The sequence below is a fragment of the Vibrio aquaticus genome, from assembly GCF_003970385.1.
GTDB lineage: Bacteria > Pseudomonadota > Gammaproteobacteria > Enterobacterales > Vibrionaceae > Vibrio > Vibrio aquaticus.
Window position 1 is genome coordinate 1 of record NZ_RXZH01000009.1, and the last position, 15,988, is coordinate 15,988.

Annotated in this window: 20 protein-coding genes; 11 read left to right on the forward strand and 9 right to left on the reverse strand. The window is 44.9% G+C overall.

Annotation, left to right across the window (positions count from 1 at the left end; genetic code table 11):
* The 6 genes from EJ063_RS16575 to rplI form a co-directional block, all read left to right on the forward strand.
* On the forward strand, nucleotides 1–265 hold a 265-nt coding region (locus tag EJ063_RS16575), incomplete at its 5' end, for an EF-Tu C-terminal domain-related protein (RefSeq protein ID WP_500691442.1).
* A gap of 295 nt (nucleotides 266–560) precedes the next feature.
* A complete protein-coding gene (locus EJ063_RS16580; RefSeq protein ID WP_126575448.1) occupies nucleotides 561–749 on the forward strand; it encodes a (2Fe-2S)-binding protein in 189 nt (62 codons plus the stop codon).
* A 72-nt stretch (nucleotides 750–821) separates the two neighbouring features.
* Nucleotides 822–1,298 carry a bacterioferritin gene (gene bfr / locus EJ063_RS16585; protein ID WP_126575449.1) on the forward strand — a complete coding sequence of 159 codons (477 nt, stop codon included), beginning with the start codon at nucleotides 822–824 and terminating at the stop codon, nucleotides 1,296–1,298.
* A 206-nt stretch (nucleotides 1,299–1,504) separates the two neighbouring features.
* Nucleotides 1,505–1,885 (forward strand): 30S ribosomal protein S6, encoded by a 381-nt coding sequence (gene rpsF / locus EJ063_RS16590; protein ID WP_126575450.1) that lies wholly within the window; start codon nucleotides 1,505–1,507, stop codon nucleotides 1,883–1,885.
* Between the two features lie 111 nt (nucleotides 1,886–1,996).
* Nucleotides 1,997–2,224, forward strand: coding sequence for a 30S ribosomal protein S18 (rpsR, locus tag EJ063_RS16595; RefSeq protein ID WP_000090472.1), 228 nt, complete (start codon nucleotides 1,997–1,999; stop codon nucleotides 2,222–2,224).
* 31 nt (nucleotides 2,225–2,255) lie between these two features.
* Nucleotides 2,256–2,708: a 50S ribosomal protein L9 gene (rplI, locus tag EJ063_RS16600; protein WP_126575451.1), complete on the forward strand. Its 453-nt coding sequence runs from the start codon at nucleotides 2,256–2,258 to the stop codon at nucleotides 2,706–2,708.
* A 65-nt stretch (nucleotides 2,709–2,773) separates the two neighbouring features.
* Here rplI and EJ063_RS16605 read toward each other — a convergent pair whose 3' ends face one another.
* Nucleotides 2,774–3,505, reverse strand: coding sequence for a DUF481 domain-containing protein (locus tag EJ063_RS16605; protein ID WP_167469918.1), 732 nt, complete (start codon nucleotides 3,503–3,505; stop codon nucleotides 2,774–2,776).
* A gap of 206 nt (nucleotides 3,506–3,711) precedes the next feature.
* Here EJ063_RS16605 and EJ063_RS16610 point away from each other — a divergent pair, with 206 nt between their 5' ends.
* From EJ063_RS16610 to EJ063_RS16620, 3 genes are read left to right on the forward strand one after another with little or no spacing between them, the layout of a single operon-like run.
* Complete coding sequence (locus EJ063_RS16610) at nucleotides 3,712–5,124, forward strand: replicative DNA helicase (RefSeq protein WP_126575453.1); 1,413 nt, start codon at nucleotides 3,712–3,714, stop codon at nucleotides 5,122–5,124.
* A 13-nt stretch (nucleotides 5,125–5,137) separates the two neighbouring features.
* Complete coding sequence (alr, locus tag EJ063_RS16615) at nucleotides 5,138–6,214, forward strand: alanine racemase (protein WP_167469919.1); 1,077 nt, start codon at nucleotides 5,138–5,140, stop codon at nucleotides 6,212–6,214.
* Nucleotides 6,215–7,393, forward strand: coding sequence for a BamA/TamA family outer membrane protein (locus EJ063_RS16620; RefSeq protein WP_126575455.1), 1,179 nt, complete (start codon nucleotides 6,215–6,217; stop codon nucleotides 7,391–7,393). It abuts the gene before it with no gap.
* Between the two features lie 44 nt (nucleotides 7,394–7,437).
* Here EJ063_RS16620 and EJ063_RS16625 read toward each other — a convergent pair whose 3' ends face one another.
* Nucleotides 7,438–7,866, reverse strand: a complete 429-nt coding sequence (locus tag EJ063_RS16625) for a secondary thiamine-phosphate synthase enzyme YjbQ (RefSeq protein WP_126575456.1) — start codon at nucleotides 7,864–7,866, stop codon at nucleotides 7,438–7,440.
* Between the two features lie 294 nt (nucleotides 7,867–8,160).
* On the opposite strand from EJ063_RS16625, the gene pgi reads away from it, so the two are divergent.
* Nucleotides 8,161–9,813 carry a glucose-6-phosphate isomerase gene (gene pgi, locus EJ063_RS16630; protein ID WP_126575457.1) on the forward strand — a complete coding sequence of 551 codons (1,653 nt, stop codon included), beginning with the start codon at nucleotides 8,161–8,163 and terminating at the stop codon, nucleotides 9,811–9,813.
* 216 nt (nucleotides 9,814–10,029) lie between these two features.
* Here pgi and EJ063_RS16635 read toward each other — a convergent pair whose 3' ends face one another.
* The 7 genes from EJ063_RS16635 to EJ063_RS16665 form a co-directional block, all read right to left on the reverse strand.
* Complete coding sequence (locus tag EJ063_RS16635; RefSeq protein WP_126575458.1) at nucleotides 10,030–10,926, reverse strand: TIGR03899 family protein; 897 nt, start codon at nucleotides 10,924–10,926, stop codon at nucleotides 10,030–10,032.
* Nucleotides 10,927–11,224: 298 nt separating this feature from the next.
* The gene (locus EJ063_RS16640; protein ID WP_126575459.1) at nucleotides 11,225–11,722 is read right to left on the reverse strand and encodes a DUF3299 domain-containing protein; all 498 of its coding nucleotides are present in this window, start codon (nucleotides 11,720–11,722) and stop codon (nucleotides 11,225–11,227) included.
* Nucleotides 11,723–11,724: 2 nt separating this feature from the next.
* Entirely contained in the window at nucleotides 11,725–12,984 is a 1,260-nt protein-coding gene (locus tag EJ063_RS16645) for an ABC transporter permease (protein ID WP_126575460.1), read from the reverse strand.
* Nucleotides 12,981–13,688, reverse strand: a complete 708-nt coding sequence (locus EJ063_RS16650) for an ABC transporter ATP-binding protein (RefSeq protein WP_126575461.1) — start codon at nucleotides 13,686–13,688, stop codon at nucleotides 12,981–12,983. The genes EJ063_RS16645 and EJ063_RS16650 overlap by 4 nt, the downstream gene beginning before the upstream one ends.
* A gap of 99 nt (nucleotides 13,689–13,787) precedes the next feature.
* Nucleotides 13,788–14,588 carry a zinc uptake protein ZrgA gene (gene zrgA / locus EJ063_RS16655; protein WP_126575462.1) on the reverse strand — a complete coding sequence of 267 codons (801 nt, stop codon included), beginning with the start codon at nucleotides 14,586–14,588 and terminating at the stop codon, nucleotides 13,788–13,790.
* 53 nt (nucleotides 14,589–14,641) lie between these two features.
* A complete protein-coding gene (locus tag EJ063_RS16660) occupies nucleotides 14,642–14,929 on the reverse strand; it encodes a DUF2607 family protein (protein ID WP_244225204.1) in 288 nt (95 codons plus the stop codon).
* A 98-nt stretch (nucleotides 14,930–15,027) separates the two neighbouring features.
* Nucleotides 15,028–15,579, reverse strand: coding sequence for a YtfJ family protein (locus tag EJ063_RS16665; protein WP_126575464.1), 552 nt, complete (start codon nucleotides 15,577–15,579; stop codon nucleotides 15,028–15,030).
* A 205-nt stretch (nucleotides 15,580–15,784) separates the two neighbouring features.
* On the opposite strand from EJ063_RS16665, the gene EJ063_RS16670 reads away from it, so the two are divergent.
* Nucleotides 15,785–15,985, forward strand: a complete 201-nt coding sequence (locus EJ063_RS16670; protein WP_126575465.1) for a DUF1107 domain-containing protein — start codon at nucleotides 15,785–15,787, stop codon at nucleotides 15,983–15,985.
* The last annotated feature ends 3 nt before the right edge of the window (nucleotides 15,986–15,988 follow it).

Genomic DNA, 15,988 nt, shown 5'->3' on the forward strand with positions numbered 1-15,988 from the left:
TGAAGTATACGTACTTTCTAAAGACGAAGGCGGCCGTCACACTCCATTCTTCAAGGGCTACCGTCCACAGTTCTACTTCCGTACTACGGACGTAACTGGTGACATCACTCTTCCAGAAGGCGTAGAAATGGTAATGCCAGGCGACAATGTTCAAATGACTGTTGAACTAATCGCTCCAATCGCTATGGACGAAGGTCTACGTTTCGCAATCCGCGAAGGTGGCCGTACTGTAGGTGCTGGTGTTGTTGCTAAGATCTTTGACTAATATTTAGTTGATATCTTGCACATTCTTCGTTTGAAGAACATGCATCTGGAAAGGGAAGCTTCGGCTTCCCTTTTTGTTTTTTAGTTATAAGAACAACTCAGTTTTTTGATTTTAACGTAATGATAATGCACTGATTTTTTCTATTGCCATTTCTGCCTCTTCTAACCCTCTGAAAGTTTCTCTTTCAATCTCAATCCATATAACAAAATGTTCTCAAAATCCTGTCAATACAACTGGTAATGATAGTTATTCTTGTTTATATTTCTTCGCACTAAGATTTGTTGGATTAAGTTGTATGTACGTTTGTCTTTGTCATGGAATTTCAGATAAGAAAATTAAGAAGTTAGCAATTGAAGAAGGTATTGCTGACATTCGTGGCATTAAAAAGTGTACGGCACTGGGTAGTCAATGTGGAAAATGCGTTAAGCAAGCCAAAGAAATCTTAGCGGAAACAGAACCGTTTCGACTAAAACAAGCCAGCTAAAGCGAGTTGCGCCTTTTTGACACTCTTCTATTTGCTTCTATGTTTAAAGAAGCCAAAGAGGAGGGCTTAATAATGAAAGGCGATCCAATCATCATTCAACATCTCAATAAAGTGCTCGGCAATGAGCTCGTCGCAATCAATCAGTATTTTCTTCATGCACGAATGTATAAAGACTGGGGTTTAAAACACCTAGCAGATAAGGAATACCATGAATCGATCGATGAAATGAAGCACGCAGATCATTTGATCGAACGCATTCTATTTTTAGAAGGGCTGCCTAACTTACAAGATCTCGGTAAATTGAGTATTGGCGAAGATACCAAAGAGATGTTGGAGTGCGACCTTAAGGTAGAGATGGCCGCCATTCCAGATTTAAAAGATGCGATAGCGTATGCAGAAGACATTCGCGACTTTGTCTCTCGTGATTTGTTCCAAGACATTCTAGAAGATGAAGAAGAGCATGTAGATTGGCTTGAAACTCAGTTAGGTCTCATCAAAATGACAGGCATAGAAAACTATCTACAAGCACAATATGTCGATGAAGATTAGTTTGAAAACCTCCCTAAACAACGAATGAAATAGCAGCTGCTCTCTTTGAGTAGCTGTTTTTGTATCACCTCACATTTTTCTTGCTTCAACTGGTTTCTTTCTGTACTATTCGTGCTCCTTAAACTCGGTCAATTATCTTTAGTTCCTTGCTTCCTCTGGACGACCGAGCCATTTGTGGAAGCTGAATAATCCGTAAGGAGCAACCCATGCGTCATTACGAAATCGTATTCATGGTGCACCCTGATCAAAGCGAGCAAGTTGCTGGCATGATCGAGCGTTACACTGGTTCAATCACTGAAGCTGGCGGTACTATCCACCGTCTAGAAGACTGGGGCCGTCGTCAACTGGCTTACCCAATCAACAAGCTTCACAAAGCTCACTACGTTCTAATGAACGTTGAAGCTGGTCAAGAAGTGATTGACGAGCTAGAAACTGCTTTCCGTTTCAACGATGCAGTTCTACGTAACATGATCATGCGTGCTAAAACAGCGATCACTGAGCAATCTATCATGCTTAAGCAGAAAGAAGAGCGTGCTCCTCGTCGCGAAGAGCGTGCTGAAGCTAAGCCAGAAGCAGCTGCTGAGTAATTAAACACTCAGATTTAGTACTAAGTCTGAATATCGGGTTAAGAGTTCGCTTTTAGCTTTATTGATATAAAGACTGACAACTTATTCAAATTTAAGATCAGGAGATAGCCCATGGCTCGTTTCTTCCGTCGTCGTAAATTCTGCCGTTTCACTGCAGAAGGCGTACAAGAGATTGATTACAAAGACGTAGCAACTCTTAAAAACTACATCACTGAAGCTGGTAAAATCGTACCTAGCCGTATCACTGGTACAAGCGCTAAGTACCAACGTCAACTAGCTCGCGCTATCAAGCGTTCACGCTACCTAGCTCTTCTACCGTACACTGACAAGCATCAGTAATCGGTTCGTTTTTAAAAAGAGGAATTAAACAATGCAAGTTATTCTACTTGATAAAATCGGTAAACTAGGTGCTCTAGGCGAAACTGTTAACGTTAAGTCTGGTTACGCTCGTAACTTCCTTATCCCTCAGGGTAAAGCTGTTATGGCAACTAAAGCTAACGTTGAAATGTTCGAAGCACGTCGTGCTGAACTAGAAGCGAAAGCTGCTGAGCAACTGGCTGCTTGTGAAGCTCGCGCTGAGAAGATCAACGCTCTTGAAGCTGTTGTTCTAGCGTCTAAAGCTGGTGACGAAGGTAAACTATTCGGTTCTATCGGTACTCGCGACATCGCTGATGCAATCACTGCAGCTGGCGTTGAAGTAGTTAAGAGCGAAGTTCGTCTTCCTGAAGGCGCACTACGTAACACTGGTGAGTTCGAGATCAGCGTTCAACTTCACTCTGAAGTTTTCGCTACAGTTAACCTACAAGTTGTTGCTGCTGAGTAATTCAGTATCAAGACGTATTTTAAAAGCACCTGTTCGCAGGTGCTTTTTTTGTATCTGAAGAAAATTTAGAAGATAAAGAGTAAGTTGACGGAGAAGATACTGTCTGCTTTGGTTAGTCCATCAGGTACTTTATCGTGGTATTGGCGAGAGTGCGCAAGCTTAAGCGCAATGTCTTCAGTAATATTATTAGTGACACTAAGGTCAGTGTCGGTTCGGGTGTTGCTTTGCCCTGTCACGACCGTTAAGTCTGCAGATACGCTTAGATTATCGAGTGCTTGCCACTTGGTGTTTAGGTTGCCACGAAAAATCCCCTCCTGAACGATATCAGTGAAGATGATGTCATCGTCATCGATCTCATCTAAGTTCGGTTCTTGATAACGAAAACCCGGCCCGAGTTCTAGTTCGAGAACAAATTGTTCGGTATTCGAAAACTGATAACCAAGCCCGCCCGAGAGAGTGTAATCTTTGAAGTACGCACTGTAGCGAGAATCTACGCCTTTAAAGCTGCCATACAGATACGTTTTAGGCCCTAACTTATAGTCACTTTGAGCCGTATAAGTCGACTGCCTTTTGTCTTCTTCCCCATCTTTATACAGCAAGTAGTATTTCCATTCTCCGTTGGTTCGGTGGCGACCCTGAAGGTATTCGGCACTCAAGCGAGAATTGAGGGATTGAGAATCAGAATTACCCGAGTGGGCCTGATAACCAAATTCTACTTCTGTGTTCCAAGGTGAAGGCACTTCAAGATCCGTGTCGTGTGTTCCTTTATCATCTGCGTGCACGAGCATAGAGCTCATTAAGCCAACACTCATAATCCAAAGTTTAGACACTCACTACCTCAATATTGATGAAACGAATGGCGCAATAGTAGATTCAAAACTCTATAACACCGTCAGCTTTAAGTTAATTCTACATTAGAAGTCGACAAAGTCTTGCAAGGGTACAGACAACCGCGACATTCTCGTTATAATTAGCGATCTAAAGCAAGTTGTTGAGCAGACCCATGGCCGAAACCAAAGTAGATAATCGAAATAATAAGTTTAGAGATGCACAAGTTGATGCAATCAAAGTTCCTCCACACTCATTAGAAGCGGAGCAATCCGTTATTGGCGGTCTTCTGCTTGATAATGAACGTTGGGACACGGTCTCTGAACGTGTTGTTGCTAAAGATTTCTACAGCCGTCCACATCGACTTATTTTTGAAGCAGTAAAGACGCTGCTTGAAGAGAATAAGCCGCTCGATTTAATCACACTCTCTGAGTTCCTCGAACTGCGCGAGCAGCTTGATGATGTAGGGGGTTTTGCTTACCTTGCTGATCTAGTAAAGAACACGCCAAGTGCGGCCAATATTAATGCTTATGCCGATATTGTTGCTGAGCGTGCTTTGGTGCGTGATCTTATTGGTGTGGCAAACGAAATCGCGGATGCTGGCTATGATCCACAAGGCCGTAATTCAGAAGATCTTCTTGATCTGGCAGAGAGTAAAGTTTTTGCGATTGCTGAGTCTCGTACCAATGAAAATGAAGGCCCTCAGAATGTTGATAACATTTTAGAGAAAACTCTTGAACGTATCGAGATCCTCTACAAGACACCTCAAGATGGTGTGACGGGGGTGAACACTGGCTTTACTGACCTGAATAAGAAAACGGCGGGTCTACAAGGGTCAGATCTGGTCATTGTGGCGGCGCGTCCATCGATGGGTAAAACCACCTTCGCGATGAACTTGTGTGAAAATGCGGCAATGGATCAAGATAAGCCAGTGCTCATATTCTCGTTAGAGATGCCGGCGGAACAGCTCATGATGCGTATGCTTGCATCTCTTTCTCGTGTTGACCAAACCAAGATTCGTACCGGTCAGCTTGATGATGAAGATTGGGCTCGTATTTCTTCGACCATGGGGGTTCTTATGGATAAGAAGAATATGTATATCGATGATAGCTCTGGTCTAACACCAACCGAAGTTCGTTCTCGTGCTCGTCGTATTGCCCGTGACCACGGTGGTCTATCAATGATCATGATCGACTACCTTCAGCTTATGCGCGTCCCAGCGCTGTCTGATAACCGTACACTCGAAATTGCAGAGATCTCTCGCTCGCTTAAGGCGCTAGCCAAAGAACTCAACGTGCCAGTTGTTGCGCTTTCTCAGCTTAACCGTTCCCTAGAGCAACGTGCCGATAAACGCCCAGTTAACTCGGACTTGCGTGAATCGGGCTCTATCGAGCAGGATGCCGACTTAATCATGTTCATCTACCGTGACGAAGTCTACAACCCAGATAGCTCAATGAAAGGCACAGCAGAAATCATCCTTGGTAAGCAGCGTAACGGTCCTATCGGTTCGGTGCGTTTGACCTTCCAAGGACAGTGGTCTCGCTTTGATAACTATGCAGGCCCTGCATTTGACATGGACGATGAGTAAGCCAATGAGCTATATGAAGGCGGCGACTGCTTATATTGATCTTGGTGCGCTGCAGCACAATCTACACCAGATCAAACAACAAGCGCCGCACAGTAAAGTGATGGCCGTGGTTAAGGCAAATAGCTATGGTCACGGATTACGTCATATTGCTAAACATGCGAAAGGTGCGGATGCTTTTGGTGTTGCACGCATTGAAGAAGCTTTACAGCTGCGAGCTTGCGGGGTCGTCAAACCGATTCTATTGCTCGAAGGCTTCTATTCCTCGGGCGACTTACCGGTTTTGGTTACCAATAACATCCAGACGGTTGTGCATTGTGAAGAGCAGCTTATGGCACTCGAACAATCAGAACTTGAAACCCCAGTCGTTGTTTGGCTTAAGGTTGACAGCGGTATGCATCGCCTTGGGGTTCGTCCTGAGCAATACGATGATTTTGTCTCACGTCTGAAAGCGTGTAATAACGTGGCTAAGCCATTGCGTTATATGAGCCATTTCGGTTGTGCGGATGAATTGGATAGTAATACGACTCATGAGCAAACAGAGTTGTTTCTTAAGCTAACTGAAGGCTGTGAGGGGGAGCGCTCTTTAGCGGCATCTGCAGGCTTGCTTGCTTGGCCAGACAGTCATTTAGATTGGGTTCGTCCAGGCATTATCATGTATGGCGTGTCTCCGTTTAATGATAAGCACGCACAACAATTGGGATACCAACCTGTGATGACCTTGAAGTCACACTTGATTGCTGTCCGCGATGTGAAAGCGGGTGAAAGCGTTGGCTATGGCGGCACTTGGACTAGCGAGCGAGACACCAAAGTTGGTGTGATCGCGATTGGCTACGGTGATGGTTACCCAAGAACCGCCCCAAATGGAACTCCGGTGCTGGTGAATGGCCGCAAGGTGCCAATCGCAGGTAGAGTATCGATGGATATGCTGACGGTCGATTTAGGATCTGATGCTCAAGACCTTGTGGGAGATGAAGCCATTCTGTGGGGTCGAGAGTTACCGCCAGAAGAGGTAGCAACCCATATTGGTACTATCGCTTATGAATTAGTGACAAAGCTAACGTCACGCGTTGATATGGAATACTCCAAGTAAATGAAGCGAAACCAAATCAAACAAGTGCTGGCCTTATGTGCCAGCCTTTTTATTTGTAGCCAAGTGAATGCAAAAGAAAAAGACTCTGCCTTTCTTCCTTTCTATTTTAGTACTGAAACCTTAGGCAATACATTTGGTCTCGCGGGCGTCGCTAAGGGCGTCGGCCAGCCTCAGGCTGCGCTTTTTGGCATGGCGCTCTACTCAGATAAAGACAGCTACGTTGGTTTTGTCTCTGCGTTTAACTATGCGCTGTCAGGTAGCGTGTTGTTTAGTACTCAAATGTACCAAGCCCAGTTTAATCAAAACCCTTATTACTTAGGTGAGCAAGGTGATAACAGCTCGGTGACTGGCGATAAAACCGTTACCGATGGCTTTGAGCAGAATTATCAGTTTGAGTTTAAATACCTTCTTCCGTGGGGCAATGTTGAAAAGCATGGTTTGATGGGGGCGTTCCAGCCAGTTCGAACGGTCGATTTTGCTTCGCCGCTCGAATCTGGCGTGAGCTCGTTGGTCGTGACGCCATTCTTTTCATCGCGTGAATTAGATATTTATAGCCAGCCAGAAAAGGCGACAGGGCTTGAAATGACCCTAGATTGGGATAATCGCGACAGCGTACGTAACCCAACGAAAGGTTCACATACCTCAGTTGAACTCACTGTTGCAGGCGAGAGTTGGCAAAGTGATGAGATCTGGACCAAATGGGAGTTTCAAAATAGTCAGTACTTTGCACTTGGGCCGTTAGGTGAGCTGTTTGATCAACAAGTCTTAGCGTTAGACTTTTACACCGCCGATACGCCAAGCTGGGACAGCACTAAGCCACCAGAGCAAGAGCAAGTACGTTTAGGCGGATTGTACCGACTCAGAGGCTACACCAGCGGCCGCTATCATGGACGCTCTGCAGTCCACTATTCAGCAGAATACCGAGTATTGCCTGATTGGCAGCCGCTCGATGATATTCCGGTGATCAATTACTACGATTTGCCGTGGTGGCAATGGGTGGTGTTTGCAGAAGCGGGCCGAGTCGCTGATGAGTATGACGTTTCAACTCTCCACACCGATATGCAGTGGAACCTAGGCGGAGCAGTACGCTTTCAAGTCGAAGGTATTGTGGTGCGTGCGGAGTTAGCGAAAGGGGCTGATGAAGGCACTTTCCGAGTAATGATTAATCAACCCTTTTAAGCGTTAGAGTGATGTTCGTGGGAGCCTAATAGCTCCCCATTTTTTTATCTGTTCACTTCACCTTGTAGCGTGGCGACAAGGCGGCGGCTACCGCCATAGTCACGATGCTCACCTAAATAGATTCCCTGCCAAGTCCCAACTGCTAGGCGTCCATTGCTGATCGGAATCATCACACTACAGCCAAGCGTTGAGGCTTTAATGTGTGCTGGCATATCGTCATCACCTTCGTAGGTGTGTTTGTAATAGGGCGCGCGTTCTGGAACAAACTTGTTGAAGTGCTTTTCCATATCATGTCTTACAGTTGGGTCAGCATTTTCATTGATCGTAAGACTGGCTGAGGTATGTTGGATAAATAGCTGTAATAATCCGACAGAATAATCAGTAATTTGCGGTAATTGTTGTTCAATTTCATCGGTGATGAGATGGAAGCCGCGTTGGCGGGCAGTAAGATGTATGACTTTTTGTTGCCACATAACAGTGCCTAAAATCGATATTTCATGAACCAGACGTTAAGCTTAACCTAGCTTGGTGGTAATATCATAAGACTGGTAACATAATTGTTTAAATTTGAATCAGGTAACGTGACCTAACTCAATGTGGGTGAGAGTGGCCTGAGTCATAATGCTGGTCTGAAAAAAAATTACAAAGTCTTGTTTTGTGGCATTTTGCCCTAACATACCTAATATTATTATTTTGCTTAATCGGGGATTCCTCAGTTTTCGCTAGACTGGATGGAATAAAACCTACTGAACATCGGGATAGACACCATGTTGAAAAATATCAATCCAACGCAAACACAAGCTTGGAAAGCGCTAACAGCGCACTTTGAATCTGCACAAGATATGGATCTAAAAGCGCTATTTGCTCAAGATTCAGCTCGTTTTGACAACTTTTCTGCACGCTTTGGCGCAGACATTCTTGTTGATTACTCTAAAAACTTAATCAATGAAGAAACGCTAAAGCACCTATTTGCCTTAGCAAATGAAACTGAGCTAAAAGCAGCAATCGAAGCGATGTTCAGTGGCGAAGCGATCAACAAAACAGAAGATCGCGCAGTACTTCACACAGCACTGCGTAACCGCAGCAACAAGCCAGTAATGGTCGATGGCGAAGACGTGATGCCTGCTGTGAATGCAGTGCTAGAAAAAATGAAATCGTTCACAGATCGCGTGATCGGCGGTGAGTGGAAAGGTTACACAGGTAAAGCAATCACTGACATCGTAAATATCGGTATCGGTGGTTCTGACCTAGGCCCTTACATGGTGACAGAAGCGCTAGCGCCATACAAAAATCACCTAAACCTGCACTTCGTTTCTAACGTTGATGGCACGCATATCGTTGAAACACTGAAGAACGTAGACCCAGAAACAACACTATTCCTCGTGGCATCTAAGACGTTTACGACTCAAGAAACCATGACTAACGCTCACAGCGCTCGTGATTGGTTCCTAGCTTCTGCGGGTGATGAAGCACACGTTGCTAAACACTTCGCGGCGCTTTCTACTAACGCAACTGCGGTTTCTGAGTTCGGCATTGATACAGACAACATGTTTGAGTTCTGGGATTGGGTTGGTGGTCGTTACTCACTATGGTCAGCAATCGGTCTTTCAATTGCTCTTGCGGTAGGCTACGACAACTTCATTGAGCTTCTAGACGGCGCACACGAAATGGATAACCACTTCGCGTCTACAGAACTAGAAAGCAACATTCCAGTGATCCTTGCGCTTATCGGCTTATGGTACAACAACTTCCACGGCGCTGAGTCTGAAGCGATTCTACCTTACGATCAGTACATGCACCGTTTTGCTGCGTACTTCCAGCAGGGCAACATGGAATCAAACGGTAAGTACGTTGACCGTGACGGCAACGCAGTAACTTACCAAACAGGTCCAATCATTTGGGGTGAGCCTGGTACTAACGGCCAGCATGCGTTCTACCAGCTGATTCACCAAGGTACGAAGCTGATTCCATGTGACTTTATTGCACCAGCAGTAAGCCACAACCCAGCAGGCGATCATCACCAGAAACTGATGTCTAACTTCTTTGCTCAAACAGAAGCACTGGCATTCGGTAAAGATGAAGCGACAGTGAAAGCGGAATTTGCCAAAGCAGGTAAGAGCGAAGAAGAAGCGGCGACACTAGCACCATTCAAAGTATTTGAAGGTAATCGTCCAACGAACTCTATCCTAGTTAAGCAGATTACGCCGCGTACGCTAGGTAACCTAATTGCAATGTACGAGCACAAGATCTTCGTACAAGGTGTGATTTGGAACATCTTCAGCTTTGACCAGTGGGGTGTTGAGCTAGGTAAACAGCTAGCAAACCAAATCCTACCAGAGCTTGCGGATGCGTCTGAAATCAGCTCTCACGATAGCTCGACGAATGGTCTGATTAACGCATTTAAAGCGTTCAAAGCTTAAATTTCCGTCGTAACTGATATAGAAACGCCAGCAGAGATGCTGGCGTTTTTTTTGGTATTAGACTTTGTTGTTGAGGCTTTGTCATTCCATAGACTGACGAAGGAAGGAGTAGGGAATCTATTCTAGAGTCATTTACGTTCAAGAGATCCCCAATTCACTCATTCTTCGCTCTTGAGGATGACTCGTCGTAGAGGTGTTTTCGCGTTTGTTATTATCCTAAGCCATCGTATCAATGCTGGATTTGGTTTCGGTGCTTGCCGTGAACTTCTGGCTCAGTAGCGCCACCATTTGGTCGTAATACTGCATATTGGGCTTATTGCCTAGCAGTTTACACAGCTCATTTCCGGTTGGAGTAAAGCGGTAATAGAGCAAACGCACTCCCTTACCATGGGCTTGAAGGGAAAGTTGTTTACCTTGGTAAATCAAGGGAAGTGGTGAGTCGAGTTCGATCTCGCCAGACTCGAGTTCTGTACCATGCATCAAGCCCAGTTCAAACAGCACCAAAAGGCTAGAGTAGGGCAACTGAAAATTACCCACATTGATGTTGCTGGTAGTGCTGCGTTTACCGAAACTGAAAATCCCTGCTTGTGAGCGATAACCGACCAATAACTTTCGGCTGTTATCACCACCAAAGCTACAAGCCAGTGATGCCGCACGTTGCAGAATCTGCGCTTCTTTAGGCGTCATATCTTGCAGCACTTTCAGCGCTTTCATCGAGGTCGATCCCGGGTTGGTGACTTCACGTTTAAGCACTTGAGCCCACAAGCGTTGCATCGCAGAGTTGTGAACCTCCTGAGCCATATCAAAGAAGCGATATAGCCAATCTTGGTCTGGGTCTCCTGCCGTTTCATCTTTACAAGAGATATGAGCGAGTTTGAGGATCTGCTCTAGGTTCTTTTGGCGCAGTTCTTTGCGTTTTTTCTCACGAATGAGTGCGCGTTCAATGGTGGTTTTCTGTGGAGATTCAGCTTGTAGGAGCGCGTCCAGCCCATAGGTCTGCGCAATATTGAGTACTCGGCTAGCACTGTCTTTGATGTAGCCCGACTTTTTCTCTTGGCGAGAAGAGCTCTCTGGCTGTTGGTCTATTACAACGGGATTGCTGTTCTCTGACATGCTATTTCCTTACGCCTCAAATGCTTATTCTTGAATACTAAATGTACCTCTTAACGTAAAAGCTCGCCAGAAAAAGAGTGTGACCCATTCTATAAAAATATTACTACCATAAATGATAACAAGTTGTTAAAATTGTTACCGTTACTTTTGAGGGGCTTATGAAGTATTTCAATGACAATAAACTGAAAAAGCACCTGTCAATTGCTCTATTATTACTCATATACATCGGAGTTCTAGGCTATTTATCTAGCTATCTATCCTAATACAGCGAATTAACAGGCGGCTTCTACGTTAACATCTACATATCATCGTATTCCAAGATCTCAGTACCTTGGATGACGTAGGCTGTTTCTGCGAGCTCATGACTGACGGTTTCTGTTTTGAGCGTTCCAACCACATAAATCACATCCCATAATTGCTGAACCGGTGCGCCCTCTGGGAAATGCACGTAGATGATTTGGTTTGGTGGTGGTGGTGGAACATGAATACAAGCCCCAAAATAAGGCACGAGTAGAAACTCTGTCACCATATTCTCATCACCTTCCAGCGGAATCACAAAACCGGGAATCTTTACCTTACTCCCATTGAGTTCAGGTCTTACACTGCCCACTTTTGATTGCTGCATCACGTCACCTGTGTGATCCACTGCAGGCATGCCATAAGAGTCAAATTGATTACGTTCATTTTCTGGGATGAGATCAATCCAGTCTAAGGTCAATGTATCTTCAGCTAAAGCTGTGTTTGTACTGAGACCAAAGGTCAGAACGGTTAAACAAAGAAGAATCAGTTTTTTCATATCTATACTCGAATCGTCATCCCATCACTGAGTGACTGTTTGTAAGCTCTTAGGGCTGGAATAAAACCAATGATAGTACCAGCAATTTGTACTGCGGCTAATAGCATCCACTCATAATGAGAGAGTGCGACAATTTGTAGGTTTATCCCATACTGTTGTTGGATGAAAGGGGATGCGATAGCGAGCAAGGCATACAGGCTGAGTGTTCCAACGATTAGGCCGACGAAGGTCAGTACACTTGCTTCTAAGATCAGCAGGCTAAATACATGCCTTGGTCTCGCTCCCATCGCCCTTAGAATTGCCATTTCTCGGCGGCGTTCCTGTAGGCTAGTCAGTAAGCTAGACAACATTCCCAGTAATCCCGCAATGACGACAAAGACTGACACCGCCATTAACGCTTGCTCTGCTACTGACATCATTCCCCAAAGTTCATGGAGTGCAACGCCCGGCAAAATCGCACTTAAAGGCTCTTGGTTGTATGTGTTGATCTGCCTTTGAAGCGCGAAGGTTTGAATCCTAGACTTAAGCCCAATCATCATCGCGGTGATTTGTTTTGGCTGAAAATCCATTTTCTGAAGCTGTTCTGCACTTGGGTTATTACCTAAGTTCGCTCCTGACTCCCAGCCTACATGGATCGCTTCGATCGCCTCAAGAGAGACATGCACGGTTTTATCGATGGGGGTACCTGTTGGTGCGAGCACTCCAACGACCTTAAATGGGGTATTGTCATGGCGGCTAAATCCGACGTCACTGATACCGTGAGCAATCACCATCTCACTGCCAATGGTGTAGTTCAGTGATTGAGCGACGTCTGAACCAATCACTGCTTCGAACAGTGTGTTGAACTCTCGACCGTCTTGGAATGCAAGGTTTTGTTTTTGACCATAGCGGTAATGTTCGAAATAGCTATGGTTGGTGCCCATGACTCGAAAGCCTTTATGTGAGTCACCTAATGAAATGGGAATCGCCCAATCTACAGCGCGATGCTGGCTAAACTCTTGATAGCTTTTCCAGTCAATATTGTTGGTGGCATTACCAATGCGAAATACGGAGTAAAGCAGTAAGTTTACTTGTCCGGAGCGGCCACCGACAATCAAATCTGTCCCTGAAATCGTATTAGCAAAGCTGCTTTTTGCTTGAGTACGAATACGTTCGACACCCAGTAATAGAATGACCGATATCGCGACAGTAAGAATAGAAAGTATGGCGGTGACCTTACGGTTTCTAACGCTTTTCCAGGCTAAAGAAAGAGTGGGAGTCATAGCGGTTCTCCTGCTTGATTGAGCTGCTGCAGGTTGATTGTTCGATCAAAGAGAGACTCAAGCGTAGGGTCATGGCTCACAAACAATAGCGTTGAGTTTGCTTGGTTAACTTGCTCTAGGAGAAGCTCAATAAAAGCCGTTCTGTTATCAAAATCGAGCGAGGACGTCGGTTCATCAGCAATCACGATTTTTGGTTGGCCAATAAGTGCTCGCGCTGCGGCTACACGCTGTTGTTGGCCGATGCTCAACTCGGTGACAGGCTTATTGAGTAAACTTTCTGGCAAACGAAGTTTTTTGAGAAGCTTTCTGGCTTGGCTATTCAAATCACCAACAACTTGCTGTTTTCTTTGCTTAGCAAACTGACAAGGCAAGGTGACATTTTCAATCACGCTTAAGTAAGGGAGTAAATTAAATTGCTGAAAGATATAGCCAATATTATTGGCGCGAAACTTATCTCTCTGGCTTGCAGAAAGCGTTGCTAGATCTGTCCCTAATACGGTTACTGTCCCTGCGGTTGGCGTATTGATTCCGGTTAACAATCCGAGCAAGGTTGATTTACCGCAACCACTAGGACCTTTGATAAAAAGGTGCTCACCTTGCTTTACATTGAGGGAAGCAATATCGAGAGTCGGAGAGGGATTACCGGGCCAAGTGAACTGAAGCTGATTGAGTTCGACTACAGTTGAAGCGCTTTTCTGAGTCATAAAATGTCCTAAGTTATTCGCCAGTCGAAGAACACAAATACGACTGGCCGATAACAATCAGACTCGCTGGTCGTTCAGCGAGTCTGATTGGTTTCATCATTATAGCGAGATTTTACCTTCGCCTTTACTCAGCTGCATCGCGGCTTGTTTTGTATCCGTTAGGACATTGACCTTGATAGATTCAGTCGAAGGAAACTCTTTGAACCAAGTGGTGTTGATCTCTTCTAGCTTATTGATATCGCTACACTCGAAGTGGTATTCGACAGTAAATTCACCGTGAGATGATGAGTGTTCGTCATGGTCATGACCTTTGTGGTCGTCGTGGTGATCATGTTCTTCGTCATGATCGTGACCTTTGTGGTCGTCGTGGTGACTATGTTCTTCGTCATGATCGTGACCTTTGTGGTCATCGTGGTGACCATGCTCTTTGTCATGGTCGTGGCCTTTGTGGTCATCGTGGTGATCATGTTCTTCGTCATGGTCGTGACCTTTGTGGTCATCATGGTGATCATGCTCTTTGTCATGGTCGTGACCTTTGTGGTCGTCATGATGATCATGGCCTTCATGACTATCTTCACCAAGTGTGTGAGATACCGATTGATGAACCACTTTACAACCTGCGTTAGCGGTCAAACTAAAAATGTGGTCCGCTTTATTGAGATGTTCTACAGCGTGTTCAAGCTTATGTTCTTGTTCGCTGTTTTGTGGCGCCTGTTCAAACCCGACAACATCCGCACCTGGTGCTGTGATTTCCATTAACAGCTCATTGCCATCTTGAGCGATGTTGAACTCTACTTCGCCATGAACGTGAGCGCTGTGTTGACGAAAGCCTTCTTCCGCTTGTGCTAGGCCGCTTAGAGAGAGAGTAATACCAAGTGCGATAGGAGTGATCTTGTTCATTGTAAATCCTAAAAAATCGTAATTCATATTGATAGCCACTTATGTGGGTATCCTTAAGTGAGGGGTAAAGTGCTCAGGATATAAGGTGGAGAACGAGCTAAATAGGCAACATGAATGGTTTGAGTGTAGGTGTAAATAGGATCAACAGCAGGCTCTTGGCCCATTTTGACGATGGGAAAAAGATTCAGTGCCGCCATCGCACCGTGGTGCGCACTCGCGTACATTTGGCAATGGTGTTGACTATGATGAGAGTTGGAAAGGTCGTATTGGTGCTCGATAAACGCAAAGTTTAGCCATAGCACTAAAGCAATAGTGCAGGCAGTCAGACTAATATGTGTCAAACCTAAGCGAATATGGAACAAAGCGTCATCAAGTCAATAAAAAAGGAATTGTTATACTATAACAATTCCTTGAGGAACACGATATGAATTGGTCAGAGTTAGAGGTTTTCTTTAACCAGAGAAAGCACTTGTTTGATGTCTGCTTCGTTGAGCGCACCTTCTTTTACGAACAGCACATTACCTTGCTTATCTTGAACGACAATGGCAGACGACTCTTGAGCTAAGTCCCACGTACTTGCAACCGTTCCTTCTTCATCTAATACCATTGATGACCAAGGAAATTCTTTTTTACTGTCTTGCGCGGACGACTTTACAAACGACCCCGTTCCCCAAATAGAATCATCTTGGTTAATAACGGTGGTGGTCTGGTATTTATCTTCTGGGAATTGAGCCGCAGTAATCGCAGCCATAAGTGGTGCGTTCATTTCTTTCGAACTGCTTCGGCCTGCAATGGCTTGAACCACGCGAACTTTGCCGAGCATATCTTGCGTTGCCCACGCTTTAAATGCTGTTTCTTTCCCATCCAGAATGATTTCGCCATAGTTTGTCACTTCGACACTCGGCAACGTTTGACCAACAGAAATGTTGTGAGCCAGGACGAAAGTTGGAGAGCATGCAATAGCCATAGAGAGCAGAGTTTTCATTTTCATTATCAGTATTTTCCTTTTGGTTAGCGCAAAAAGTATATACCGAAATGAATAAACAGTGGTGTGACATGATTCATTCAGTGAGCTGAGACAATTCTTTAACAAAATGATATACATTAAAGGATTATTGAGTATAATGCGCGTGGCTTTCAGGATGGGAGTTCAGGTTGTATAGCAACCTGTTTCACAAAGGGATATTGGAGTTGTTATGCTGCGTGAATTTACCAGTTACCGTCCACGACAAGTGGCGCGTTTCGTAAAGACCTTATTCAAAGGTCAGTTTGTAATCTCAGGTATTGGAGAGTTTACCTTTGACAATGGGAAGGTGTTACTCCCAGACCTTAAAGATCGTCAAAAACTCAGTACGTTTAAAGAGATTAACCAAGCGATATCAGCATTACCTGTTTAAAAG

Bases quoted from the DNA above. Each gene is read 5' to 3' on its own strand.
- EJ063_RS16580 (WP_126575448.1), top strand. From the start codon at position 561: ATGTACGTTTGTCTTTGTCATGGAATTTCAGATAAGAAAATTAAGAAG.
- bfr (WP_126575449.1), top strand. From the start codon at position 822: ATGAAAGGCGATCCAATCATCATTCAACATCTCAATAAAGTGCTCGGC.
- rpsF (WP_126575450.1), top strand. From the start codon at position 1,505: ATGCGTCATTACGAAATCGTATTCATGGTGCACCCTGATCAAAGCGAG.
- rpsR (WP_000090472.1), top strand. From the start codon at position 1,997: ATGGCTCGTTTCTTCCGTCGTCGTAAATTCTGCCGTTTCACTGCAGAA.
- rplI (WP_126575451.1), top strand. From the start codon at position 2,256: ATGCAAGTTATTCTACTTGATAAAATCGGTAAACTAGGTGCTCTAGGC.
- EJ063_RS16605 (WP_167469918.1), bottom strand. From the start codon at position 3,505: ATGAGCTCTATGCTCGTGCACGCAGATGATAAAGGAACACACGACACG.
- EJ063_RS16610 (WP_126575453.1), top strand. From the start codon at position 3,712: ATGGCCGAAACCAAAGTAGATAATCGAAATAATAAGTTTAGAGATGCA.
- alr (WP_167469919.1), top strand. From the start codon at position 5,138: ATGAAGGCGGCGACTGCTTATATTGATCTTGGTGCGCTGCAGCACAAT.
- EJ063_RS16620 (WP_126575455.1), top strand. From the start codon at position 6,215: ATGAAGCGAAACCAAATCAAACAAGTGCTGGCCTTATGTGCCAGCCTT.
- EJ063_RS16625 (WP_126575456.1), bottom strand. From the start codon at position 7,866: ATGTGGCAACAAAAAGTCATACATCTTACTGCCCGCCAACGCGGCTTC.
- pgi (WP_126575457.1), top strand. From the start codon at position 8,161: ATGTTGAAAAATATCAATCCAACGCAAACACAAGCTTGGAAAGCGCTA.
- EJ063_RS16635 (WP_126575458.1), bottom strand. From the start codon at position 10,926: ATGTCAGAGAACAGCAATCCCGTTGTAATAGACCAACAGCCAGAGAGC.
- EJ063_RS16640 (WP_126575459.1), bottom strand. From the start codon at position 11,722: ATGAAAAAACTGATTCTTCTTTGTTTAACCGTTCTGACCTTTGGTCTC.
- EJ063_RS16645 (WP_126575460.1), bottom strand. From the start codon at position 12,984: ATGACTCCCACTCTTTCTTTAGCCTGGAAAAGCGTTAGAAACCGTAAG.
- EJ063_RS16650 (WP_126575461.1), bottom strand. From the start codon at position 13,688: ATGACTCAGAAAAGCGCTTCAACTGTAGTCGAACTCAATCAGCTTCAG.
- zrgA (WP_126575462.1), bottom strand. From the start codon at position 14,588: ATGAACAAGATCACTCCTATCGCACTTGGTATTACTCTCTCTCTAAGC.
- EJ063_RS16665 (WP_126575464.1), bottom strand. From the start codon at position 15,579: ATGAAAATGAAAACTCTGCTCTCTATGGCTATTGCATGCTCTCCAACT.
- EJ063_RS16670 (WP_126575465.1), top strand. From the start codon at position 15,785: ATGCTGCGTGAATTTACCAGTTACCGTCCACGACAAGTGGCGCGTTTC.